The sequence below is a fragment of the Formosimonas limnophila genome (assembly GCF_014652675.1).
Taxonomy (GTDB): domain Bacteria; phylum Pseudomonadota; class Gammaproteobacteria; order Burkholderiales; family Burkholderiaceae; genus Hydromonas; species Hydromonas limnophila.
The window spans coordinates 115,314-141,006 of the sequence record NZ_BMZG01000005.1; the positions used below are offsets into that span (position 1 = coordinate 115,314).

The following is a 25,693-nucleotide window of genomic DNA, read 5'->3' on the forward strand; positions in this document are numbered from 1 at the left end:
TTTACCAACAAAAAGCCCGCTGCATCAGCTCAGCGGGCTTTTTTACAACTTGTTTGACAGTGGCGCATGCAATGTGTTGTTTAATTGGCACTTTACCAATTACAACATTCTTATTTTTTCAACATTTTGTGTAATGCAGCAATTTGTGCCATAGCCACAGACAATTCAGACTGTGCACGAGCGTAGTCAATGTCAGAGTTATTCTCTGCCAAAATTGCTTCAGCACGCGCTTTTGCTTCCAGTGCACGGGCTTCATCCAAATCCTCACCACGAATCGCCGTATCAGCCAAAACAGTCACATGGTTCGGCTGAACTTCTAAAATACCACCAGCGACAAAAACCAACTCTTCAGTTGCATCAGACATTTGAATACGAACCGTGCCAGGTTTAATGCGCGTAATGAGCGGTGTATGACCCGGTAAAACACCCAACTCACCCGACTCACCAGGAAGAGCAACAAAATGTGCTTCGCCGGAAAAAACTTCTTTTTCTGCGCTCACAACATCAACGTGTAATGTAGATACCATTTGTAAACCTTAATCAAGCGTAGGATGGGATAAACCCATCACTTTCAAAAATGCTCAGTGGGCAATCATCAACTTGCCCACTTTGCAGATTTTATTAGTTCATTTTTGCAGCTTTTTCAACGGCTTCGTCAATGCCACCCACCATGTAGAACGCTTGTTCAGGCAAGTGATCGTATTCGCCCGCGATAATGCCTTTGAAGCCACGGATGGTTTCTTTCAAGGTCACATATTTACCAGGAGAGCCTGTAAACACTTCAGCCACGTGGAACGGTTGAGACAAGAAACGTTGAATTTTACGTGCGCGACCAACGAGCAATTTGTCTTCAGGAGCCAATTCGTCCATACCCAAAATCGCGATAATGTCACGCAATTCTTTGTAGCGCTGCAACGTTTGCTGTACACCGCGTGTCACTGCGTAATGTTCTTCACCAATCACATTTGGATCGATTTGACGGCTGGTTGAGTCAAGTGGATCAACCGCTGGGTAAATACCCAAAGAAGCAATATCACGGCTCAAAACAACAGTTGCATCCAAGTGGCCGAAGGTCGTCGCAGGAGATGGATCGGTCAAGTCATCGGCTGGAACATAAACAGCTTGAATAGACGTAATCGAACCTGTTTTGGTTGACGTAATGCGCTCTTGCAAACGACCCATTTCTTCCGCCAAAGTTGGTTGGTAACCCACCGCAGAAGGCATACGACCCAACAATGCAGACACTTCTGTACCGGCCAAAGTGAAGCGATAGATATTGTCAACGAAGAACAAAATGTCGCGTCCTTCGTCACGGAAATGTTCAGCCATCGTCAAACCAGTCAACGCAACGCGCAAGCGATTTCCTGGAGGTTCATTCATTTGACCGTAAACCAGAGCAACTTTATCCAAAACGTCCGAGTCTTTCATCTCGTGGTAAAAGTCATTACCTTCACGAGTACGCTCACCCACGCCAGCGAAGACCGAGTAACCACCGTGCTGTTTCGCGATGTTGTTGATGAGTTCCATCATGTTCACGGTTTTGCCCACACCCGCACCACCGAACAAGCCGACTTTACCACCCTTAGCAAACGGGCAAATCAGGTCAATCACCTTAATCCCTGTTTCGAGCAATTCAGTAGACGGAGACAAGTCTTCAAAACGCGGTGCGAGTTGGTGAATCGAGCGATGATGCTCAGAAGTCACAGGACCCGCCTCATCAATTGGATTACCCAAAACGTCCATAATGCGACCCAATGTTGCTGAGCCAACAGGTACGGTAATCGGTTTACCAGAATTTTTCACAATAGTGCCACGACGCAAGCCATCAGATGAGCCCAAGCAAATGGTACGGACAATGCCGTCGCCCAACTGCTGTTGCACTTCCAACGTCAAATCTGTGCCATCTAAGACGAGCGCGTCATAAATTTTAGGCATACTATCACGCGGAAATTCGACGTCGATGACCGCACCAATACACTGAACGATTTTACCTTCTACCATCATTGCACTCTCTTTATTTAAAACTTAAATGACTCGTTGTGACCTAACCAACATCGTTACTGCGCCACACCACATGCTGCTTGCCAAAACTGTTGAACGTCTTGGCAAATTCTCAACTGCTCAGCCGCTGGGGCTGTTTGTAACTGCTCACTTAATACAGCGAGCAGCTTTTTTACTTCTGATTCTGTTTGAACAGTGCTTCTGCACCTCACCACCAACAGCGGCTCAATCGGTTCGCACGCCTTGGGCAATATAAACATTTTGCCCACTTTATGTTGCTCTGTGTCTGTGGTCAATGACTCATTTCTAGGAGAACAGGCCCCCACCATCACTAACGACACACACATTACAACAGCCCGCTTCATATTACTAATGACGCCACGGCTAAAATCATTCAAACCGTGGCGCATTTCATTACTTCTTAGATGATGCGTCGAGCACTGGTTTCATTTGAGCTGCATTTTTCATTTTACATATCCCAATTAAAAATTTAAACCAGAGTAAAAAGCGGAAACGGTTTTAAACCGCCGCAGCACCACCGACGATTTCCGATAGTTCTTTGGTAATCGCTGCTTGACGAGACTTGTTGTACACCAACTGCAGCTCACCAATCACGTTCTTCGCATTGTCTGAAGCGGCTTTCATCGCCACCATACGTGCGGACTGTTCAGACGCGATATTTTCAGCAACGGCCTGATAAACCAAAGCCTCGACATAGCGCACAAGCAACTCGTCAACCACAGCTTCGGCTGAAGGCTCGTAGACATAATCCCAAGAATATGCCTTTTTCTCATCGTCAGACTGGGACATACTGTCCTGAGTCAACGGCAATAGCTGCACCAACGTCGGCTCCTGCTTAATGCTGTTAATAAACTTGGTATAACCCAAGTACAACACATCAATCTCACCAGCCATATAAGCATCTAACTGAACTTTAATAGAACCAATTAAGTCATCAATGCGTGGCGCATCGCCGACATGGGTGTTGTGTGAGACAACGCGAGCGTTAATACGATTCAAGAAGCCCAAGCCTTTGCTACCAATGGCTGTTGTCTGCACCGTCACACCTGAGTCTGTCCACTTTTTCATCTGCGCAGTTGAAGCGCGAATGATATTAGTGTTCATGCCACCACACAGCCCTTTGTCCGTCGAAATTAAAATCAGCCCAGCGCCTTTAACCTCTTCACGCTTCGTCAAAAACGGGGGTTTGTACTCGGGATTTGCCTCTGACATGTGCGCAGCAATATTGCGCACTTTATCAGCATACGGACGCGCAGCGCGCATGCGCTCTTGCGCCTTGCGCATTTTTGAAGCGGCGACCATTTCCATGGCTTTGGTGATTTTGCGCGTGTTTTGTACGCTCTTAATCTTGCCGCGAATTTCTTTCATGCTTGCCATTGTTTAGCCCTCAATAGCCGCGATTAAAATGCTGCGTTTTGTTTGAATGACGTTACTGCTGCGCTCAAAGTCGCTTCATCTTCCTTAGAAATCTCTAATTTTGACTCAATTGACTCAATCAAAGCAGGGTTGTTGGTTTTGAGGTAATCATGCAAACCTTTTTCAAATGCCAAAACGTCTTTCACTTCAACATCATCAAACGCACCTGAGTTGGCAGCGTACAAAGAGGCCGACATTTCCCAAACTTGTTGTGGTTTGTACTGTTGCTGCTTCAACAATTCAGTCACGCGACGACCGCGCTCTAATTGCTTGCGTGTGGCTTCGTCCAAATCAGAAGCGAACTGGGCAAATGCAGCCAACTCACGATATTGAGCCAAGTCGGTACGAATACCACCTGAGAGCTTTTTAACCGCTTTGGTTTGTGCAGCACCGCCCACACGAGAAACCGAAATACCCGCGTTAATCGCTGGGCGAATACCCGCGTTGAACAAGTCTGTTTCCAAGAAAATCTGACCATCCGTAATCGAAATCACATTGGTTGGTACGAACGCAGTCACGTCACCCGCTTGCGTTTCAATAACTGGCAATGCCGTCAGTGAGCCTGTTTTGCCTTTAACAGCCCCATTGGTGAATTTTTCAACATAATCTTCATTCACACGCGCTGCACGTTCGAGCAAACGGCTATGGAGATAGAACACGTCACCAGGGTAAGCTTCACGTCCTGGAGGACGGCGGAGCAACAGAGAAATTTGGCGGTATGCCCATGCTTGTTTGGTCAAGTCATCATAAATAATCAATGCATCTTCACCGCGATCACGGAAGTATTCGCCCATTGAGCAACCTGCGTATGGCGCGAGGTATTGCATAGCAGCTGAATCAGATGCTGAAGCAGCAACGATGGTGGTGTATTCCATTGCACCGTGCTCTTCGAGTTTACGCACCACGTTCATGATCGATGACGCTTTTTGACCAATAGCAACGTAAATACACTTCAGGTTTTTGCCTTTTTGGTTGATGATTGCATCAATCGCCACCGCAGTTTTACCTGTTTGGCGGTCACCAATAATCAACTCCCGTTGACCGCGACCCACTGGAACCATCGCGTCAATCGCTTTAATACCTGTTTGCACAGGCTGATCAACCGATTTACGCCAAATCACACCTGGCGCCACTTTTTCAATCACGTCTTTTTCTTTGGCATTGACTGGGCCTTTACCATCAATCGGCGCACCCAAGGCATCAACCACACGACCGAGCAATTCTGGGCCGACCGGAACTTCCAAAATACGACCCGTACATTTCACGATATCGCCTTCAGAAATAGATTCGTATTGACCCAAAATCACCGCGCCAACTGAATCACGCTCCAAGTTCAAGGCCAAGCCAAACACGTTGCCTGGAAATTCCAACATTTCACCTTGCATCACGTCAGACAGACCGTGTACGCGGCAAATACCGTCGGTGACAGAAACAACGGTGCCTTGCGTGCGCAAGTTTGCAGCGTCGTCCACGCCTTGAATGCGATTTTTAATCAGCTCACTGATTTCTGATGGGTTGAGTTGCATATTCTGCTCCAAAATGGTTCACGATGACACGCGGTTTAAAAGCGCGCCACTCCGAATTCAATACTTTTTACTTATGCCGTGAGAGCAGTCTGCATACGAACGAGCTTCGCACGAACAGACATATCTAACACTTCATCGCCAACGGCAACACTAAAGCCACCAATCAACGACTCATCGACTGAGACAGTCGCGTTTAACTTCTTGCCAAATTTCTTTTCAAGCGCTGCTGTTACATCAGCCACTTCGCTATCGGCCATCGGATACGCTGAAACAATGTGCGCATCGGCCGAACCCTCGAATGCGTGCTTGTGTGCCAAAAAAGCAGTGCTAATGGCAGACAGCGCGTCCACACGACCCTCATTGACCAATGTAGCCAAAAAGTTGCGCTGTGAATCGTGCGTCACACCAATCGCTGCCTCAAATAAGCTCAGCAACTGCGCAGCTGAAACACGTGGGTTATTTGCAATTTCATGCACTTCAGGTTGCGATGCCACTGTTGCAGCATCGCTTAAAAACGTCGCCCAGTTCGACAGAGCATTATCTGATTGAGCCACATCAAATGCAGCTTGAGCATAAGGACGAGCAATGGTGCTGATTTCAGCCATAGTTTTTACCTATCTTACAGTTGTGCTTTAAACTGCGCCAACAAATCCGAGTGGTTTTGCGCGTTGATTTCACGACGCAAAATTTGCTCAGCACCCGCCACCACCAAACCTGACACTTGGTCACGTAAGATTTCTTTGGCACGTACAATTTCCTGTGCCGCATCGGCTTTTGCAGCATTAATGATGCGCTGCGCTTCAAGCACTGCTTTTTCTTTGGCTGACGCTTCAATGGCTTGCGCACGCTTTTCGGCGTCTGTCAAGATATCGTGCGCTTTGGCACGACCCTCTTTCTCAAACGTCATAGCAGCAATTTTTGCTGCTTCGAGGCTTTTGTTGCCACGGGCAGCGGCATCCAAACCTTCTGCGATTTTTGCACGACGCTCATCGATCGCCTTAATCATTGGCGGCCAAATGAATTTCATGGTTACCCATGCTAAGACTAAAAAGACTAAGCATTGGATAAATAAAGACGAATTGATATTCACAACAGAATTCCTTATGAAACAGGGTCAGCAAAGCTTAGCCGCCCATCACACAATGCCGCGAGCGCAACAATTAAGCAGCTGCACTCGCAACACCCCACGAAGAAATCTGATTAACCCTGAAATGGGTTAACGAAAGCAAACATCATGGCGATACCAACGCCAATCAAGAACGCAGCGTCAATCAAACCAGCCAAAATGAACATTTTGGTTTGCAATTTGTCCATCAATTCAGGTTGACGAGCCGATGCTTCGAGGTACTTGCCACCCATCATAGCAATACCCAAACACGCGCCAATTGCGCCCAAGCCGATAATCAAACCACACGCCAATGCAACCATGCCAACACTGCTCATAACAACTCCTTAAGTTTAAAAAAGTACTGCTTTAAAACCACAAAAACCACTCAAACCATGACCGCCAATATTTGGCAGCCGCCCTTACTTCATAATCAGTGCTTGTCGTGCGCTTGGCCAATATACACCAAGGTCAACATCATGAAAATAAACGCTTGCAACAAAATCACCATGATATGGAAAATAGCCCAAATTGAGCCAGCCAACAAATGCCCGAAGCTCAAAGCAACACTGGTAAAATTCCAACCAGTCCATGCCGCGCCCATCAAGGCGATCAAGGCAAAGACCAGCTCACCCGCAAACATGTTACCAAATAACCGCATACCCAGCGAGACGAACTTTGCCAAATATTCAATCAAATTCAAAATGAAGTTGAACGGCATCAGCAAAACATTCGAACCAAATGGCGCGGTAAATAACTCATGGAAAAAGCCACCCAAACCTTTGATTTTCAAACCATAATAAAACATCAAAATCAACACACCCAGCGACATACCGAGTGGCGCATTCACGTCAGCCGTTGGTACGATGCGCGTGTAGTGAACACTATGACTCAAACCCGTCCACTCCAAAACTTTGGCGGGCAAGTCAATCGGCACCAAATCGAGCGCATTCATAAACGCGACCCAAAAAAACACCGTCAACGCCAAAGGAGCAATAAACGTCAAGTTGCCATGTACAATCGACTTGGCCTGCTCGTCCACCCATTCAATGAGCGCCTCAACCGCAGCCTGAGTTCGACTGGGCACACTAGAGGTGACCTTACGCGCCACCAACCACAAAAACAGCAAACCCAACAAACCGACCAAACCAGACCAAATCAGAGTATCAACATTAAAGACGCTAAAGTCCACAATGGTCTTTTGCGCTTCACCAGCGCTGGTTAAGTTGGTTAAATGGTGTTTAATATACTCCGATGGTGTTACACCACCCGCTGCATCTCCAGCCATAAAAACCTCAAATTAAGTTAAACCTATTTATGTCGATCGCAATAATGCCAAACCACTTGCTTTTAACACCACAATCAATGCCACCCAAAACGCGACGGGCTCAATCTGACTACCATAATCGCGCCAAACGAGCAACGAGAGCAGAAGCACCATCCCAACTTTGACTGCCTCACCAACAAAAAACCTTATAGCTGACGGCTGAACGGACAATGTTAAATACATTGCGAACAGCAGATTGGGCACCAAAACTACTGCTGCACCCGCCATAGCAGAGTAAACAGCAGACACACCAAAAAAAGCAGAGATGCCAACAGCTAACACAGCAAACGCAGCCTGCAAGGCAACGGCAAACCACATAATTGACACCTTCATAATTGAGGAGATCACTATTAGAGCGCCCCTCCGCAAAATCCTTCGAATTGTACAGGCGGCCTGTGAGCATGTCAACGTACAATTCCCCAAGTTTATGATTAAGTTGGATAATTATTTCACAATCGCTTTGGCATCATTTTTTTGTGTGGGGATTTTGCACTCTTTACGAGACATTGCAAAGAGCCTCAACACATGGGGCGGCTGATAAAAGCACATCATGTGCCAACTTCTTGAAGTGTCGTTTCAAACCGTTTTGAGCGCTCGTCGATATTGAACCGCCTGCGCCATGTGAGGCAAGCCAATGGTATCCAACCCCTCTAGATCCGCTATTGTACGAGCAACGCGCAGAACTCGATGATACACACGAGCTGACCAACTGAGCTGCCCCATCGCCTTAGCAAGCAACTGGCGAGCGGCATCATCAGGAACGCAGTATGAATCAACTTGCTTGACAGAAAGCCTGGCATTGACAACACCTTGTCGTTTTATTTGCCGATCAAAAGCTGTGCACACACGCTTAGCGACGCTACTGCTTTTTTCGCCCAAGCTCATTTTATTTAAATCACTGACCGCAACTGCTGGAACTTCGATTTGCATATCAATGCGATTGAGAAAAGGGCCTGACAAACGCGCCTGATAACGCAGTACATTATCCGGCGAGCATCGACAGACTTGTGTCGGATGTCCGAGGTAGCCGCACGGGCATGGGTTCATGGCGGCGATGAGCTGAAACTTCGCAGGAAAAGTCGCTTGCCGTGCTGCACGTGAAATGTGAATTTCACCTGACTCTAAAGGTTCACGTAAAACCTCCAAAACTTTTCGGTCAAACTCTGGCAACTCATCAAGAAACAGCACGCCATGATGGGCCAGCGAAATTTCACCAGGACGTGGAATTGAACCACCGCCAACGAGCGCAACAGCAGATGCAGTGTGATGAGGGTTTCGGTATGGCCGTTTTTTCCAATTCGACGGTTTAAATTGTGCTGCACTGCTCTGTACCGTGGCTGACTCCATCGCATCAACCTCGCTCATAGGTGGCAATATGCCCGGCAATCTCGCCGCGAGCATGGACTTTCCTGTTCCGGGCGGCCCGACCATCAGCACGCTATGGCCACCGGCTGCGGCAACTTCGAGGGCACGCTTAACGGTAAGCTGACCGCGCACATCCGACCAATCGAGCTCTTGCTCATCGAGCACACTCAATAATGTATCGTCAACCTCAACCTCGCTTTGCGCCTCTGGTGAACGCAGTTTGGCACAGACTTCGAGCAACGAGCACGCCGACCAAACACGCGCGTTCGAGACCAGCGCAGCTTCAACACAGTTGTCCAACGGCAATATGACAATCGGTGGTTCGCGCTGCTCACTCATCGCCTCTTGGGTGAGGCCAAAAGTCATGGCAAGCGCCCCTTGGATGGGACGCAGCTCACCCGACAACGAGAGCTCGCCTGCGAACTCATATTGGTGAATGTTTTTTACCTGCAATTGCCCACTGGCCAGCAAAATCCCCAAAGCAATCGGCAAATCAAAGCGCCCACCCGCTTTCGGCAAATCGGCAGGTGCGAGATTAACCGTGATTCGCTTAGCAGGAAAGTTGAGCTGTGCATTTAATATAGCGGCACGCACACGGTCTTTGGATTCTTTAACTTCAGTTTCAGGTAGCCCGACGATATTGAATGAAGGCAGACCATTTGCCAAGTGCACTTCAACCGTGACCTGCGGCGCAGCCATACCAAGCAACGCACGAGATTTAATAACCGCCAAACTCATACCCAAACCCCTGAATATTTGACACAATTGGATAAAACGGCCATTATCAACCACCAAACATCGGACGCATAACCAAAAGCGTCGCGATGACATAAACCACCAAACAAGCGAGCGCAGTAAATCGATCAAACCTTACCGCTCGACGAATCGCTTTTGTATCCACTTCACCATCATGGATATGCGCGATTTTAGTCGATAGCGCCAATGCAGCCACTACAGAAATACAGTAAAAATACCCAATAACATACAACTTATCTAACAATGTCATATACTCAATTGTCGGCAGGTCTTGGCTTGTTGTCATTTGCAATGCTACGATTGACAGCAAGGACACGACTGCAATTTGAAATCTAGCATCAACCAGTGAGGGGTGTAACAGAAAAGCAAGCGAACAACAAATCACGGCAAGTAATATTGGCACAATGTTTTTCATAAACGCATTGACATGCGGCCGCTCAATAGGCAAATCAAATGTTAAACGAGAGTACGTTGAAGCTGTCTCTGAGCGAGGATCACCAAACGTCGTCTGGTGTTTGTAATCACTCGCAACTAACGTGGGAGGCTGAAACAAAAAACCTGGTAATTTCAAATCCGAGTTCACCGATACCTTATCCACGGTGTACTGAAGGGCAGATGCATCTGATATGCCATCCTCAATCACCACACGGATCAGTTGCTTATCAAAGGGATAATGTCGCAAATCCATTTTTCGGCTCATTTTACCCTGCACGTGTTTGACTTGATAAAAACTACCGTCCTCTAACTTTTCTGGCTTCTCATACGTATCTGTCAGCATAGAGCTCCAAGACTCCGAGTGGTTCACAAACTCCATGGAAGCAGCAGGGTTTATATCCTCGCCTTTCCAGCGAAACCAAATATAAAAATCCACCATATAGTTATGCAGTTTTAAATCAATCGCCTGCACATCGTTTAAATAAACCCCCACGAGCACCTGTTTTGCTGTGGCTGGTTGAGAGTTTTTTGCAAGCTCTTTAACTTTTGCCATCGTCGTTTGATTCATAGCATCTGCGGCTGAAGATGGCGTGTGTGATTGCGCAGACACAGCTGGCACGAACAAGAAAATACACAACACCATACAGATTTTCACTAACCAGTTATTTTTAGTTGATTGGTTCATTTTTTCCCATCCTTGTTTATCATTCTTTCGTAGTGTCCATCATTCGACAAATAAAATCAATCATGCAATGCATCAAACTCTGTCCATATTCTTATCATCATGTCTTCGCATTGTTCACCTATCATCACATCTGTTCGATCTAACAAACTTTGTTGAACGATCAATCTCAGTTATTTAATCCTCACTTTTACCAAGGGGTACACTATGAAAACGACCAAAAAATTCACTCTAGGCGCACTCATGACAGCAGTATCACTGATGAGCGCCACCAGCGCATTCGCTTGTAACAGCATGAAGGGCGAACACCACAAACAAGTGCACGAGCAAGCGATCGCCGCCTGCCAAGGCAAAATAGAAGGCAGCAGCGTCACTGTAAACAACCCAATGTGGGGCAATGTCACTGCGGTATGTGCACCAGACCATGACGGCACGCTCGCTGCAATGCCTCCCAAAATGGTAGAATATCGTAATGCAGCGATCGCCGCCTGCCAAGGCAAATCCAAAGGCGACAAAGTCTCACTGCAAAGCTGGCACGAAGCTGGCACGAGTGTCGAGGCCACTTGCGTACAAGGCAAAAACGGTCAAGGCTTAATGGCTCGACCAGCAAACATGAAAAAACACATGGAAAACAAAAATGACATGTAAGCAACCCCAAAAGAGAGAGCGCTCAATAAAACGAATGCTCGTTCTTTTATGATAAATTTATCGTTGAGTGATTCTGTTTTCGATCATTTCATCTCCCTCTTCCCGTCGACCCTTGTGTCGGCGGTTTTTTATGCGGATGAAATGTACAAAGGATTTTCAATTGCTGTAATAAACCATCCATTGCTAAACACCAATAAACTTAAATCCAATGATTTGAGGATTGCGGTTAAAGCGCAATCATTAAAAAATGCCCGATGAAAATCATCGGGCATTTTTTAACTCCTTCCACAACACTTGAACCCGCATCATACAGGCGGCGAGTAGCGGTAGCCAAGACCATACACAGATTGCACCACATCAACCTCAGGCAGCACGACGCTGATTTTTTTGCGCAAATTTTTGATATGGCTGTCAATGGCACGATCAAACACATCCAAGTTATCGTTGTAAGCATTCGTGATGAGCTGGTCACGAGAAAACACACGCTCTGGTTGCTCAAGCATGGTCACAAATAAACGCAATTCGGTGGGCGTTAGGTCAATTTTTTTATCTCCATAGCGAATGATTTGTGCCGCTTCATCGTAGACAAAAATCGCACTGGCTGGATTGTGCCGCTGACGACGACGGATGAGCGCCTGCACACGCATCACCATCTCTTTTGGGCTAAATGGTTTGCACATGTAATCGTCCGCGCCATTTTCAAAGCCAATGATGCGATCAAACTCTTCGACTTTCGCACTAATCATCATCACGGGCACATCAGAAAACTCACGAATCTCTCGGCATAAGGCAATGCCATCACGACCCTGCACGTCAGGAATCATGATGTCCAGCAAAACGATGTCTGGATTGTACTCTTTCACCACATCAATCACTGCATCACCGCGATCGCGCCAAAGAACAGTGTAGCCTGCATTTTGTAAATAAGCCTGTTGTACTTGGGCAATCATCTCTTCATCCTCAACCAAAAGGACGACCGATTTTCGTTCTGTCATTGCTGCACTCCTAAAAGGTCAACGAGCACTGCGCTCATTGGTTCATCATCACTTGTACGCACGGCGCACAAATTCATTTTTGTCTGAAAAAACCACCACTCATTTCCCACAACCACTTACTTTTTAGCAACTTTACCAGCAGTCTTGTTTGGCTGCCAGAGAGGCAAATCAACCACCACACGTAACCCACCCATGTCCGAGTGTTCAGCATGAATGACGCCACGATGCACATGAACAATGCTCTCACAAATCGCCAAGCCCAAGCCAGAACCACCAGTACCACGGTTACGCGACGCATCGACACGGTAAAATCGTTCAAACAAGTGAGGCAACGCTTCGTCAGAAACACTCGGAGAAGAGTCCTCGACCGTAATTCGAGCAAGATTGTCGACGCGACACGCCGTTAACTTTACAAAGCCCGGTGCATCCGTATAACGCGCACTGTTGACTAAAACATTACGCAGTACCTGTTGCAATCGTTGTTCATCGCCCCATACCGACATGGGCTCATCAGGGATCTCCAATTGCAAAGTCAATCCCGCCGCATCAAATGAGGCTTTATTGTCCCGATAAACATTAGATAGCCATTGCTTAATGTCCACCTGCGCATTTTGTAAATCCCACTGGCCAGCATCAGCACGCGCCATGGCTTGCAAATCATTGACCAGTACCGAGAAATCGGTCACCACTTTCAGGTTGCGATTCCACTCTGCATCGTTGTTCGGAATCACGCCATCGCGCATAGCCTCCATGCGACTGCGCAAGATAGTCAGCGGTGTGCGCAGTTCGTGTGATGTATCGGCCATCCACTGTTTGCGCGCCACCTCTTGAGCACACAAATTCCCTGCCATTAGGTTAAAGTGTTGCTCTATTTCACTCACCTCATCACGTCCTTTGGCAGGCAAGCGCGTATCCAAACGCCCTACCGATACCAAACGAAAAGCATCTTTGAGACGCCCGATCGGGCGGCGGAAATAAAGCGCCAACCACCATGCAAACACGGCTGAAAAAACCGCTGCGGCCGCCAGCATGAAAAACATCGACTCAAGCTGCTCCTCCAAAAATCGTCGTCCCAACACATCCATCTCTGGCGCGCCTTTGCGAATCAGCCACTGTGCCACCAAGTGACCGTTTACATCCTTAATTGGCGCGCGCAAGGCTTGCTCAGCAGAAATTAATTCACCAACCACCAAAACACCATCCGCATCCAATAACGCCACACCCCGCAAAAAAGGCGGCAAACTAAGTTGCCCCGAATCCATTTGCTTCAGATACTGATTCAGATAAGGACTTTGTAAGTCTTTAAGTGGGCGACTTTTTGAATAATTCGGAAAAATCATCGCACCATTTGCTGACGATGAAGGTGCTTCTGGCCAAATTGGCAAAGCAGGCTGCTTGTCTTTTTCTTGCTTATTCTCTTGACCTTGGCGACGCGCCTCACGCTCTTGGCTGCGCTCAGCCTCTGCCCCCATCACCAAATTCAACCAAGCATTTCCTTCTGACAAGCCACGCACACCTTGATTTTTAGCCGAATAGACAAGCACCGCTTGTTCAATGTTTGAAAGTCGCTGTACTTTCACATGGGCAATATAATTGTCAAAACCATCGCGCAACACTTTGTGTTGAGCACCTGTGATCAGCAATACCAATATGGCGGCGATGGCAAAAAAAGCCAGAAAGAATTTCTTTTGTAAAGACAATGCCATAAAACCCCAAAAGCCTTTGTGCGAAATACAAAACGATAAAACTTGCGAGAATCATGAGTATAAGCCGCAAACATGCACAAAACGTGGAAATTTATTGACACAGCCGCTCCATCAAAAAAACCTTCAAATTGCAAATGAAAATAATTACCATTTGTATTGACATAAAAGCCAACCCTCGATATACTGATTACATATTCGGAACAACAATGCCGCGCTTCCTCAGCACGGGCACCGAATCGGGAAGTGGTGTTCCCTCCTTCGCCGCACAGGCTTAAACCTGTGCGGTTTTTTTGTGCGCACAAAAAAGACGCGATATCCTGCTCGAAATCGCGTCTTTTTCACCCCTCTGAAGAGCGTGTTATACCAATACGCGCTCAATGCCACCATTATTGGCCATCTTCACATACTCAGGCAACCAGTTTTCACCCAAAATATGTTTCGCCATTTCCACCACAATGTAATCAGCGTCTGAATCAATGTCATCACGGTAGCGGTGCAAACCTTGCAAACACGCTGGGCATGAAGTGAGTACTTTGACTTTACCTTCAAAGCCATCGGCACGCAACTCATCTGCGCCTTTGCGCAATTCTTCTTCTTTGCGAAAACGAACTTGCGTGGCGATGTCAGGGCGGCTCAAGGCAAACGTGCCCGATTCGCCGCAGCAGCGGTCACTCAAAGGCACGTCGGTGTCCATCAAGCTGGAAACCACTTTGAGCGGTGCATGAGTTTTCATCGGGCTGTGGCATGGATCGTGGTACATGTAGCGCACGCCGTTGACGCCTTCGATTTTGATGTTTTTTTCCAATAAAAACTCGTGGATGTCGAGCAAGCGCGCATTCGGAAAAATCTGCTCAAACTGATATTTTTCAAGTTGATCCATGCACGTGCCACACGAAACAATCACGGTTTTGATGTCCAGATAATTGAGTGTGTTGGCAACGCGGTGAAACAGCACGCGGTTGTCGGTGGTGATTTTGTCCGCTTTGTCCGAGTTGCCTGTGGCGTGTTGTGGGTAGCCGCAACATAGATAACCAGGAGGCAAAACAGTTTGCACGCCCACATGATAAAGCATAGCTTGGGTGGCCAAGCCAACTTGCGAGAACAATCGCTCCGAACCACAGCCTGGGAAATAAAACACGGCTTCAGCATCGGATGCGGTTTGTGGGTTGCGGATAATCGGTACGTATTTATTGTCTTCGATGTCGAGCAATGCACGCGCGGTTTTTTTCGGTAAATTACCGGGCATGGGTTTATTAATGAAGTGAATCACCTGCTCGCGCATTAGCGCACGGCCAATAGTCGGCGCGGGCTGCTTGATTTGCGAGCGCGTGATGAGCATCGATTTGGCAAGTTTGTGCGCCCAGTTTTGTGCCTTGCCACCCCACTCGAGCACGACTTTTTTATACATGCGAATGGTGGCGGGGTCTTTCATATTCAAATACATCATGGCCAAATTCGTGCCGATGTTCGGTGTTTTTTTGTCCATTTTGCGCAATAAGTTGCGCATGGCAATCGTCACATCGCCAAAGTCGATGTTGACAGGGCACGGCTTTTCGCAGCGATGACACACGGTGCAATGGTCGGCGATGTCTTCAAACTCTTCCCAATGTTTAATCGAAATGCCGCGCCGCGTTTGCTCTTCGTACAAAAACGCTTCGATGAGCAATGAAGTGGCAAGGATTTTATTGCGTGGCGAGTAGAGTAAGTTCGCCACAGGCACATGGGTCGAACACACGGGCTTGCATTTACCACAGCGCAAGCAGTCTTTGACACTCGCTGCAATCTCACCGATATCGGACTGCTGCATGATGAGCGACTCTGAACCCATGAGGCCAAACGATGGGGTATAAGCATTACGCAAATCCGCATGGGGCATGAGTTTGCCACGATTGAAATAACCGTTCGGGTCAACTTTGTTTTTATACGCACGGAACGGCGCGAGTTCTTCTTCGGTTAAAAATTCGAGTTTGGTGATACCAATGCCATGCTCACCCGAAATCACACCATCGAGGTCACGCGCGATTTGCATGATGCGCGCAACAGCCTCGTTGGCCTCTTGCAGCATGTCATAATCATCCGAGTTGACAGGAATGTTGGTGTGCACATTGCCATCGCCTGCGTGCATGTGCAGCGCGACGAATACGCGCGAACGCAATATTTTTTTGTGAATCTGTCCACATTCATCGAGGATTTGTGTGAAGGACAAACCCGTGAAAATACGACGCAATTCAGTGCGCACTTCACGTTTGTACGACAAGCGAATCGTGCGGTCTTGCAAGACATCAAATACTTTAACCTCAGGCTCACGGGTTAAGCGCTCGCGCAACGCAGCGATTTGAGCTGGTTCCGTGAAATCCACCGCCGCTTCAATGGCATCGGCCAATCGTTCATCCATCTGCGACATCCAGTATGTCCAACGCATTTTCACACGACCAATCAACAACAGTGCGTCGTCATCACGCTCACCCAGCACTTCGTCTTTATTGACGCTCGAATCATGCTCTTCTTCATTTTTGGTAATCGGTAAATCACCTTTGAAGTAATTTTCCAACGCCGCGAGCAACTTGAGCTTGTTGCGGCTGGACAACTCAATGTTGATACGTTCAATCGCGTCGGTATATTCGCCCATGCGTGGTAATGGAATCACAACGTCTTCGTTCACCTTAAAGGCATTAGTGTGCCGCGCTATCGCCGCAGTGCGCGCACGGTCGAGCCAGAACTTTTTACGCGCCTCCTTGGCCACCGCGACAAAACCTTCTCCCGTGCGCGTATTAGCCATGCGCACCACTTCGGATGTCGCGTGCGCGACCGCATCTTCATTGTCACCGACAATATCGCCAATCAACACCATTTTGGGCAAATCGCCGCGACGACTTTTGGTCGCATAACCGACCGCACGCAAATAACGTTCATCCAAATGCTCCAACCCAGCAAGGGTTGCGCCGCCCTCGGCTTTGGCAGTTTCAAACAAATAATCTTTGATTTCAACAATCGACGGAATCGACTCGCGCGCCTGACCAAAAAACTCCAAACACACCGTGCGCGTGAACGCATGTTGGCGATGCAACACCCAACGCGCGCTGGTGATGAGGCCGTCGCAACCTTCTTTTTGGACACCAGGCAAGCCCGATAAAAATTTATCGGTCACATCTTTGCCCAAGCCTGCTTTTCGGAATTTATAGCCCTCGATTTTTAACGTCTCGCGCCCCAGCTCTTTTTGTCGGTCACTCGAGTAACGCACCACTTCAAATGTGGCAAAGGGCGCATCGTGAATTTTGCTCATATTGTGGTCAAGCCGCGTCACATCCAGCCACTCACCATCTGGGTTGACCATGCGCCAACTCGCCAAGTTATCCAACGCCGTGCCCCACAATACCGCTTTTTTACCGCCCGCATTCATCGCCACATTGCCACCAACGCACGACGCATCAGCGCTGGTCGGATCGACGGCGAACACCAAGCCTGCTTTTTTGGCGTATTCTTCAACGCGGCGCGTCACCACACCTGCACCTGTTTCAATCGTCGCCACATCCTCGCTCATCATCGCGCCGCGCCACATTTGTACAGGCTCAATTTGAATGAGTTTTTCGGTATTGATGACCACCGAGCGCGCATCGAGCGGCACTGCACCGCCCGTATAGCCCGTGCCACCACCGCGTGGGATAATGGTCAAGCCCAGTTCAATCGAAGCGCGCACCAAACCCGCTATTTCCATTTCGGTATCCGGAGTGAGCACCACAAACGGATACTCCACGCGCCAGTCGGTCGCATCCGTCACATGCGAGACGCGGCTCAAACCATCGAATTTAATATTGCCTTTGGCGGTGTGTTTGGCAAACTTTGATTTCGCCGCTTGGCGCAAATCATACATTTGGCGAAATTGCTCAGCAAAGTTGGCCACAGCCGTGCGCGCTTTGGTAACCAAAGCCTCCACTTTGGCCGCACGCAAGCGAGACGCCTCATCGGTATTCGTCACCAAGTCAATGTCGCGGCGCTTAGCAATTTCGTTTAATCGATGATTGAGCGCCTCAACCAAGGCAGCACGACGCTTGGGGTTGTCCAATAAATCGTCCTGCAGATACGGATTGCGATTAACCACCCAAATATCACCCAACACCTCGTACAACATCCGAGCAGAACGACCTGTTCGCCGCTCAGAACGCAGTTCCAGAACGATTTGCCACGCGTCATCGCCCAGCAGGCGAATGATGATTTCTCGGTCTGAAAATGATGTGTAGTTGTACGGAATTTCACGCATACGTGATGAGTCCAGCAACTCAGTCAAGGCCGCCGATGGTGTGGCAATGTAGGCAAAATTGGGGTTTAAAGGCGCGTTAAACGGTGCATTCATGAATAATCCTCGCTCTGCAAAATACAAATAGGCCGCTCATGCGTTAGGAGCAAATGGGCGACCTATGGAGATGTGTTGCAGTGCTTAATGTAATGGGCAATGCTTGTCATTCTACATGAAAACATGAGTTTTTGCGGCACGGCAAACCGAGCGAACCCGAACAAAAGCCGCGCCAGTTGTGGTTATTCATTATAATCAGCCCTCGTAGACCAAGAAACTGCAAAATAAGTCGGTTTTTTAGGCATATCGAGCCACCTCAGAGAACATTGAGCACGACAAATGACCGATTTTTTTTTGATTGTTTGCGTCAATGACTGCTGTTTCTCTGAAAAATCTTAACTCCACATACGCGCTCTGCGAAGAAGTCGATGATGACTTTTTTCCTATTTCCCTAAGGACTAATATGCGTCACCTATTCATCACTGCACTGATTACAACTTTTTTTACTGCCTGCAGTCCATCAAAACCCTCCCCAAAAGTCACTCCAATGCCAGCAGAGGCTGCCACTGAACAACCCGCAGCACAAACATTCCCACCACCATTGCAACTGGCTCAGCAAAAAAACTGCCTAACTTGTCACACACTCAATAACAAAATTGTTGGTCCGTCATGGCGTGCAATCAGTGAAAAGTACAAAGGTCAAGATATGAAAGCCACACTCATCGATAAAGTTCAAAATGGCGGTCAGGGCAGCTTTGGAGCGGTTGCGATGCCTGCGAATGCGTCAAAAATATCAGTGGATGAAACAGCGTATTTGGTCGATTGGCTACTGAAAGGTGCACCCACTCAATGAAAGTGATCAACTCGAATTGCCATAAAAAAACTGAGCCTGTTGCCCAGTTTTTTATGGCGTGAATAATTGCACAATCACGCTGTTTTTTTCGAGGATTTTGAAATCGAGATTCCGAGCTGTTTGAGCTTACGGTACAAATGTGTGCGCTCTAAGCCCGTTTTTTCAGCAATGCGAGTGATGTTCGCCTTCTCTTGCTGAAGGTGGTACTCGAAATAAATACGCTCAAAAGCATCACGCGCATCACGCAACGACAACTCCAAATCCAACGCCATGAGCTGCTGTACACTCGGAGCGAGCTGCTGCTCGACAACCACCTCAACGACATTAGACGAGTCATTATCCCCGGCTGTGGGTACGGACAAGTCGGTCGCCTCCTCCGTTTTGTCCACTTTGGCGGCATAATGGGCATTGCTCATGTGCATCACGACGTCTTTAATGTCTGGCGCTCCTGATTTATTTAAGCCATGCTGAACCGTGTGCAACAGTTTTTGCAAAGTAATCGGCTTTTCGAGAAAGTCCAAAGCACCAATGCGCGTGGCTTCGACCGCCGTGTCAATGCTGGCATGACCACTCATCATCACCACAGGCATGGTGAGTTGGCCATTCAACGCCCACTCTTTGAGTAACGTCACGCCATCCGTATCAGGCATCCAAATATCAAGCAAAACGAGATCAGGCCGCATCTTGTCACGCGCAGCACGCGCTTGGGCGGCGTTCTCGGCCAGCATAACGACGTGGCCCTCGTCATATAAAATTTCGGAGAGCAATTCGCGTATGCCCATTTCATCATCGACGACTAAGATATTGGCCATGTTGTTCTACCTGTGTGAGGTTTTTGTATTGACTGACCTTGTCCTTAGACTCGGCTCACATCAACCCTATTATAAAAGTGGCGGCGTTAACGAAGCTGTCTCATTTTGAGCCACATTTAAAAACAGTATATCAATTTGTGCGCCCAAAATCTCATTAGACGTCTCATTTTTTAAACAATTTTTCACAACGATTTTTGCGTGATGCGCATCAATGATTTTTTTGACCACAGGCAGCCCCAAACCAGTACCTGTCGCCTTGGTGGTATTGTATGGTTCAAACATTCGCGCCAGTGCCTTGCCAGTGAAACCAACACCATTATCTTTGATACTGAAATTCACACCTATTTGGTTCAATAAACCACTGCTTTGTAGAGGCACAAGGCGGGTTTGAATATCAATGATCGGCAAACCTTGATCGTTTTTGGCTTCTATCGCATTTTTAATCAAATTATGAAACACCTGACGCAGCTGCTGCGCATCGGCAAGAATGTCAGGTAAGCCTTGCGCCAACCCCACTCGAATCAGGTATTGCGGTGACTCACCAATCTGACCACTTTCGTACAGCACCAAAATATCGGTAATCAGCTCATTCAAACTGACAGGGGCAAAGCTGACCTCAGGAGCACGAGCATAGTCGCGAAATTCATTGACAAGGTTTTGCAACGCGCCCACCTGATTGACAATGGTGCGTGTACTGCGCTCCAACAGCTGTTGATCTGACTCTTCGAGTTTCTCCGACAGCTTATGCTGTAGTCGCTCAGCAGATAGCTGAATCGGCGTGAGCGGGTTTTTGATTTCGTGCGCCAAACGTCTGGCTACCTCACCCCACGCCAAAGTCCGCTGCGCCGAGATGATGGGTGAAATATCATCAATCACCAACACATAACCATCACTGTCGGCGCGGGTGAAACGCGAGCCTTGAATCGACAGCGTGATTTCATCCTCGTGATGACCTCGTTCAATCACGACATTTTGCTGCACGCGCCATGGTGCATGACTGCTTTGGGAGCGCGCATGATTGGCCGCTGCGAATACCGCATCATATAGAGATGCGAGCGCAGTCGTATTGGCCATATGCTGACCGATGAATGGGGTTAGTGGCACATTAAAAATCCGTGAAGCTGATTGGTTGTGGTCCTCTAAAACAAAGTGACTATCAAACACGAGAACACCCGCCGATAGATTGTCCAACACGGCCTCAGAGTATGCCTTTTCAGACTCCAGTGCTTTTTGATTCGCGGTGAGTGAGGCTTGTGTAGTATTGAGTTGACTGGCCATGTCGCCGAATGAGTCAACCAATTGAATCAGCTCATCCGAGCCTTTGACACGCTGAGGCACGAGCGCGTATTGGCCTTTGGCCACCTTGCGTGTGGCTTCGGCCAACCACAGTATCGGCTGAATCATGCGATTAGCAATCAAGAAAGCCGCCGCAACCGCAGCCAGCACGGTCAACAGCAATGACACACCAAGCGTGACGCGATAGAGGTTTTTCAGACTGTTGCGTGAGGCTTCAGTGGCTTGATAATCGCGTAAGCCCGTTTGAATCGCCCCAACATCAGCCGAAAACGCCGCAGGCATGACGCGTTGCGCGTATACATAGCGAGTTTGACTCTCAGCAGACTGGTTGGGAATTTGGTACAAGACATGAATGATGGGCGAGGCGGCAGTACTGGTATCATTACCATCCACGGTGTCTGACTCATCTTCGATGACCGTCACGCCATCGGCAGATTTGTCCAAACTCGCGGTATTCACATAATCAGGACTTGGCAGAACGAGATTTTCACCCGTTTGACTCTGTTGCCACACAATTGCGCCCACTGCATTGAGTATGACAATCCGCTCAAGCTGATAGCGCGTGAGCCACTCTTTGGCATCACTGTCGCTGATGGTATTGCGCTGAGCCAATTGCAAGCTGATGCGCCCCACATCACTGCGACTTTGCTCTGAGACACTGCTCAAATGCTCACGCCCAAACGTCAAGCCAGCTTCCAGCGCGCGATTCAAATCAAGATTGAACCATGTGTCAATGGTTCGTGAAACAAACAGCGTTGAGATGGCAAATAAAATCACCCCAGGAACAATGCCGAGCAAAGCAAATGACAGTGCAAACCGTGTGAGTAGCCTCGTGCCAAAGACATTGCGACGAAAACGCCCCAACAACCAGTAAGCAAGCACTCCCAATAGGCCAATCATCACAATGATGACAATGATGTTGAGCACCAACAATGTCGGATACTGACTTTCAAACGCTTCGCTACCGCGTGTGGACAGCGCCAGACCCAGCAGCAGTAATGTGCCGAGAATCATGGCGCCTGCCAGCAGGCCTTTGAGGTATTTATTCATGGATTGAAGTGTCGTTGAATAGTACAGTCACAGATTGTAAACGATATGAAAACATTGTGAAGCTGACTATGCCGCCAAAGCACTTAGCGTGGAGTGAAGGTGAAACGATACCAGTTCGACGACAAACCCCAAACTTGTTGAGTCAAAGCATTGAGCTGATAAGTACGCGGTAATTTTGAAGTATTTAGATACATACGGATAGCCGCTTGATAGGATTCACCCACCGCCAATTGCGAAGAGTCCACAACACGCCATTGTTCGGGACGCGAAGCGAACAACACCGACTCGCTCAGAGTATTGAATCGATACTGGTCATTGCCCACTGCAACGCGATACTGCTGCGTCAAGCTATTATAAGAAATACGGTACTCGCGACGCGCACTGACAACGTCCTCATCCAAGCCATACCATCGCGGCCGACTCAAACGATACTCAACATTGAAAAACAGCGCCGTACCGTGATTCACAGCTTCTTGTAACTGTGTTGGCAAACTGAGACGAAAATCAGCATTGACTGCATAATCGCCATCGGACAAGCGACTCATCGTCGCGTACTGTGGCGCAATCTCAGCTTGCGCCACATGTGTAGGCAAACACAGCACCAAGGCGAACGCCACCAACACGCGCAAAAAAAACGTCAATAAATGTTTCAGCGAAAGTGGAAAAGCAACAATCATGTTTGCATTATCGTGATTTCTACAACAAGCCGGTAACAAAACATCTAAAAAGCCGAACATGTCGCAAAAAACCAACAAAATCGGTTGTTTGTAAACAACATGTTAGTTTAAGCAACCTTAACCAACGCTGCATAAAAAAAGCCATCGTGGTTCAACCCATCGTCCACTCGAGGCAGCAGCTGCCCATCAGAGCTAGCCACGCGACGAATCAAAGGCAAATCCATGCGTTGTGCATTCGGCGTGTGGCTCAGAAATTCGGCCAAGACACTCTCGCCCTCATCCTCAAAAATCGAGCATGTACAATACAGCATGCGCCCACCAACTGCCAATACTTGCCACATCGAGCGCAACAACTGCCGCTGCTGCTTGGCCAACCCTTCTAAATCCTCCGGCTCACGCAACCAGCGAATATCTGGATGACGACGCACGATGCCGCTGGCTGAACACGGCGCATCAAGCAAAACCCGATCAAACGGCACGCCATCCCACCAGCTTTTCACCAGATTCGCATCATCAACCTGAACCTGAGCAGTTAGGTTCAATCGTAACAGATTCTCATCAATGCGCCGTGCGCGCGCCTCATCTTTTTCAAGTGCCAACAACTCAACGTCAAAATGCTCCAAAAGATGGCAGGTTTTACCTCCAGGTGCCGCACAAGCATCTAAAACACGCATCCCATTTTGCACGTCCAGCAGCTGCGTGGACAACTGCGCCCCCGCATCCTGAACCGATACCACACCATCGGCAAATCGTGGTAAAACCGACACAGAGCACGGCTGACTCAATACCAACGCATCACCATTTAAATTTGATAAAGCCACAGACTCACGCCCATCCTGAGCCAGCAAAGCTTGATAACCTGCAACATCCATCAACCGAGCATTCACACGCAGTGTCATCGGCGGACGGGTGTTATTCACCGTCAAAATTCGCTGCCAATCATCAGGATACTGGGCCTTAAGCTGGTCAATCCACCATTGCGGGTGATTCCACGCAGCCACCTCATCCACCTGCGCAGCAGCCTCCCACGCATCGCGCTCACGCAAAAATCGGCGCAAAATCGCATTCACCAAACCCTTTGCATGAGGGCGACGCGCCTCCACAGCCGCCACGGCCTGATTAACCAATGTGAACTCATCCTCTTCGCGCAAATACAACTGCGTCAAACTCACCCACAGCATCGCCTGCAACCAAGGCGCAGGCGGCTTTTCCACAAAACATTGTACCCAAAACTGAACCAAGCCCAAATACCGCATCACATCAAAGCTCAATCGCTGCACATTCGGGCGCGCCACCTCGTCAATCGGCAAAACAGCCAACACCTGCTGCAACGAAAACCCCTCAACTACTGCATGAGCGGCATGTGCGGCCATCGTCAACTGATACGCCAACGAGCTCGGTTCAACCGAAGCAGGCGGCGGCGAAATCGCCATCAAATCAAAATGAGCCCCCTCAACCAAAGCAGACTCATCGCGACGAGAAGACTTTAATTTTTGAGCATGTACACCAGAACGGTCAGATGACGCCACGTGTGTTTTTTGACTGGCCGAAAAAGGCCGATGGGATGGCGCTGTATGAGAAGATTTTTTGATGACTTTTGATGTATGGGATTTTGCTTTTGATTTAGGCTTGACGGGTAAACTAAGTTTTTTTACAGAATCATTCATGAGATATCCAAGGTGTTTGGCGTGAAATTGCCTGCATTATAACGTCTATGCCCACCTCAACTTTAAGAACTTGTACCAAAAAACCAGCAGCATCATTTGCCTCATTTAAATGAAGGCAATAAAGTCTAGCAAACTAAAAAAGACACCGCTTAACTTTACGGTGCCGCCATACGTTTTACAACCCATCAAATCATTTTAGGGTCGCTTCTATCCTGAGTTTGGCTCTGGCCGAATTAACAGCTGCTGATCGACCGTCGCCATACGGTCATGACTTTGCTCAATCGGCGTATTCGCAGCCTAGCGTGCATTCATTTGAGCTGTGTTATAGCTGTATCCTGTTGCGTCTCTGTGCCACAAAGATAAAGTAGAGTCACCCCAACGCACTGAGCACTCATGCAGGAGAATAATAATTCGTAGTTTTATATAAAAATCTGCGGTGTCGCTGAGCACATAAAACCCGTGCGCGGAGCCTTCAGGTATCCAAAACTGATGTTTATTTGCCACTTAACCACGCCTGTCCACTTGCCGAATGTAGGGGAACTGCGCCTCATATCAACAGCAACGTCAAATACTTCACCCTGTGTAACTCGAACGAGCTTCCCTTGAGCCATTGGTAATAGCTGGTAGTGGAGGCCGCGCAAGACACCTTTCGATGAGCGGGAATGATTGTCTTGCACGAAGTTGACTTCTCGGCCAACGATTTCGTTAGATTTCTGCTGGTTAAAGCTTTTCATAAAAAAGCCTCGTTCGTCAGCGAATACTTTCGGCTCGATGATGAGGACGCCTGAGATTTCGGTTTGGATGACATTCATGATTAACCTTTCGCTACTTTCAGGAGGTATTGACCACAGTCACTTTTTAGCAAAGATTGCGCCAACTCAATAAGCTTATCTCGGTTAATGCATCCCATTCGATAAGCAATTTCCTCGGCACATGCCACTTGCAAGCCTTGACGCTTTTGTATAGATGCGACAAACGAGCCTGCATCGTGGAACGACTCGTGCGTACCTGTATCAAGCCATGCAAAACCACGATCCATTGTTTTTATCCACGTTTAGGCGATT

24 protein-coding genes are annotated in these 25,693 nt (G+C 48.2%); 2 read left to right on the top strand and 22 right to left on the bottom strand.

All coding sequences use genetic code 11. The features are described 5' to 3' along the window. Window positions 1-110 precede the first annotated feature (110 nt). From IE082_RS05750 to IE082_RS05805, 12 genes are all read right to left on the bottom strand, one after another. Window positions 111-527: a F0F1 ATP synthase subunit epsilon gene (locus tag IE082_RS05750; protein WP_189492877.1), complete on the bottom strand. Its 417-nt coding sequence runs from the start codon at window positions 525-527 to the stop codon at window positions 111-113. Between the two features lie 94 nt (window positions 528-621). Continuing rightward, on the bottom strand, window positions 622-2,001 hold the full coding sequence (gene atpD, locus IE082_RS05755) for a F0F1 ATP synthase subunit beta (RefSeq protein ID WP_189493057.1): 1,380 nt from the start codon (window positions 1,999-2,001) through the stop codon (window positions 622-624). Between the two features lie 56 nt (window positions 2,002-2,057). Next, on the bottom strand, window positions 2,058-2,297 hold the full coding sequence (locus tag IE082_RS05760) for a hypothetical protein (RefSeq protein WP_189492880.1): 240 nt from the start codon (window positions 2,295-2,297) through the stop codon (window positions 2,058-2,060). Between the two features lie 223 nt (window positions 2,298-2,520). Then, complete coding sequence (gene atpG / locus IE082_RS05765; RefSeq protein WP_189492881.1) at window positions 2,521-3,399, bottom strand: F0F1 ATP synthase subunit gamma; 879 nt, start codon at window positions 3,397-3,399, stop codon at window positions 2,521-2,523. 23 nt (window positions 3,400-3,422) lie between these two features. Continuing rightward, a complete protein-coding gene (gene atpA, locus IE082_RS05770; protein ID WP_189492883.1) occupies window positions 3,423-4,964 on the bottom strand; it encodes a F0F1 ATP synthase subunit alpha in 1,542 nt (513 codons plus the stop codon). 71 nt (window positions 4,965-5,035) lie between these two features. Beyond that, complete coding sequence (locus tag IE082_RS05775) at window positions 5,036-5,569, bottom strand: F0F1 ATP synthase subunit delta (protein WP_189492885.1); 534 nt, start codon at window positions 5,567-5,569, stop codon at window positions 5,036-5,038. 14 nt (window positions 5,570-5,583) lie between these two features. Further along, complete coding sequence (locus IE082_RS05780) at window positions 5,584-6,054, bottom strand: F0F1 ATP synthase subunit B (protein ID WP_189492888.1); 471 nt, start codon at window positions 6,052-6,054, stop codon at window positions 5,584-5,586. A gap of 110 nt (window positions 6,055-6,164) precedes the next feature. Then, window positions 6,165-6,407 carry a F0F1 ATP synthase subunit C gene (gene atpE, locus IE082_RS05785; protein ID WP_189492890.1) on the bottom strand — a complete coding sequence of 81 codons (243 nt, stop codon included), beginning with the start codon at window positions 6,405-6,407 and terminating at the stop codon, window positions 6,165-6,167. Window positions 6,408-6,502: 95 nt separating this feature from the next. Continuing rightward, window positions 6,503-7,357 carry a F0F1 ATP synthase subunit A gene (atpB, locus tag IE082_RS05790; protein ID WP_189492892.1) on the bottom strand — a complete coding sequence of 285 codons (855 nt, stop codon included), beginning with the start codon at window positions 7,355-7,357 and terminating at the stop codon, window positions 6,503-6,505. Between the two features lie 27 nt (window positions 7,358-7,384). Continuing rightward, on the bottom strand, window positions 7,385-7,714 hold the full coding sequence (locus IE082_RS05795; protein ID WP_189492894.1) for an ATP synthase subunit I: 330 nt from the start codon (window positions 7,712-7,714) through the stop codon (window positions 7,385-7,387). 258 nt (window positions 7,715-7,972) lie between these two features. Beyond that, entirely contained in the window at window positions 7,973-9,499 is a 1,527-nt protein-coding gene (locus tag IE082_RS05800; RefSeq protein ID WP_189492896.1) for a YifB family Mg chelatase-like AAA ATPase, read from the bottom strand. 46 nt (window positions 9,500-9,545) lie between these two features. Next, window positions 9,546-10,637, bottom strand: a complete 1,092-nt coding sequence (locus IE082_RS05805) for a ligand-gated ion channel (protein WP_189492898.1) — start codon at window positions 10,635-10,637, stop codon at window positions 9,546-9,548. Window positions 10,638-10,841: 204 nt separating this feature from the next. On the opposite strand from IE082_RS05805, the gene IE082_RS05810 reads away from it, so the two are divergent. Then, window positions 10,842-11,282: a hypothetical protein gene (locus IE082_RS05810; protein ID WP_189492900.1), complete on the top strand. Its 441-nt coding sequence runs from the start codon at window positions 10,842-10,844 to the stop codon at window positions 11,280-11,282. A 305-nt stretch (window positions 11,283-11,587) separates the two neighbouring features. Here IE082_RS05810 and IE082_RS05815 read toward each other — a convergent pair whose 3' ends face one another. The 3 genes from IE082_RS05815 to IE082_RS05825 form a co-directional block, all read right to left on the bottom strand. Continuing rightward, window positions 11,588-12,277 carry a response regulator gene (locus tag IE082_RS05815; protein WP_189492902.1) on the bottom strand — a complete coding sequence of 230 codons (690 nt, stop codon included), beginning with the start codon at window positions 12,275-12,277 and terminating at the stop codon, window positions 11,588-11,590. A gap of 116 nt (window positions 12,278-12,393) precedes the next feature. Next, entirely contained in the window at window positions 12,394-13,983 is a 1,590-nt protein-coding gene (locus IE082_RS05820; protein ID WP_189492904.1) for an ATP-binding protein, read from the bottom strand. A gap of 358 nt (window positions 13,984-14,341) precedes the next feature. Then, window positions 14,342-18,334 carry a DUF3683 domain-containing protein gene (locus IE082_RS05825; protein ID WP_189492906.1) on the bottom strand — a complete coding sequence of 1,331 codons (3,993 nt, stop codon included), beginning with the start codon at window positions 18,332-18,334 and terminating at the stop codon, window positions 14,342-14,344. 403 nt (window positions 18,335-18,737) lie between these two features. Between IE082_RS05825 and IE082_RS05830 the strand changes: the two genes are divergently transcribed. Then, window positions 18,738-19,127 carry a c-type cytochrome gene (locus IE082_RS05830; protein WP_189492908.1) on the top strand — a complete coding sequence of 130 codons (390 nt, stop codon included), beginning with the start codon at window positions 18,738-18,740 and terminating at the stop codon, window positions 19,125-19,127. 74 nt (window positions 19,128-19,201) lie between these two features. Here the strand turns inward: IE082_RS05830 and IE082_RS05835 are convergent, their stop codons facing one another. The 7 genes from IE082_RS05835 to IE082_RS05860 form a co-directional block, all read right to left on the bottom strand. Continuing rightward, window positions 19,202-19,939, bottom strand: coding sequence for a response regulator (locus IE082_RS05835; protein WP_189492910.1), 738 nt, complete (start codon window positions 19,937-19,939; stop codon window positions 19,202-19,204). A gap of 69 nt (window positions 19,940-20,008) precedes the next feature. Further along, the gene (locus IE082_RS05840; RefSeq protein ID WP_189492912.1) at window positions 20,009-22,285 is read right to left on the bottom strand and encodes a sensor histidine kinase; all 2,277 of its coding nucleotides are present in this window, start codon (window positions 22,283-22,285) and stop codon (window positions 20,009-20,011) included. Between the two features lie 83 nt (window positions 22,286-22,368). After that, complete coding sequence (locus IE082_RS05845) at window positions 22,369-22,962, bottom strand: DUF4390 domain-containing protein (protein ID WP_189492914.1); 594 nt, start codon at window positions 22,960-22,962, stop codon at window positions 22,369-22,371. Between the two features lie 107 nt (window positions 22,963-23,069). Further along, window positions 23,070-24,629: a 16S rRNA (cytosine(967)-C(5))-methyltransferase RsmB gene (gene rsmB / locus IE082_RS05850; RefSeq protein WP_189492916.1), complete on the bottom strand. Its 1,560-nt coding sequence runs from the start codon at window positions 24,627-24,629 to the stop codon at window positions 23,070-23,072. 297 nt (window positions 24,630-24,926) lie between these two features. Next, window positions 24,927-25,133 (bottom strand): dTDP-4-dehydrorhamnose 3,5-epimerase family protein, encoded by a 207-nt coding sequence (locus IE082_RS11335; protein WP_373295064.1) that lies wholly within the window; start codon window positions 25,131-25,133, stop codon window positions 24,927-24,929. Further along, window positions 25,049-25,441, bottom strand: coding sequence for a dTDP-4-dehydrorhamnose 3,5-epimerase family protein (locus tag IE082_RS05855; protein WP_268244685.1), 393 nt, complete (start codon window positions 25,439-25,441; stop codon window positions 25,049-25,051). Before IE082_RS05855 ends, IE082_RS11335 begins: the two co-directional genes overlap by 85 nt. A 2-nt stretch (window positions 25,442-25,443) precedes the next feature. Further along, window positions 25,444-25,668 (bottom strand): glycosyltransferase family protein, encoded by a 225-nt coding sequence (locus IE082_RS05860; protein ID WP_189492918.1) that lies wholly within the window; start codon window positions 25,666-25,668, stop codon window positions 25,444-25,446. Between the last annotated feature and the right edge of the window lie 25 nt (window positions 25,669-25,693).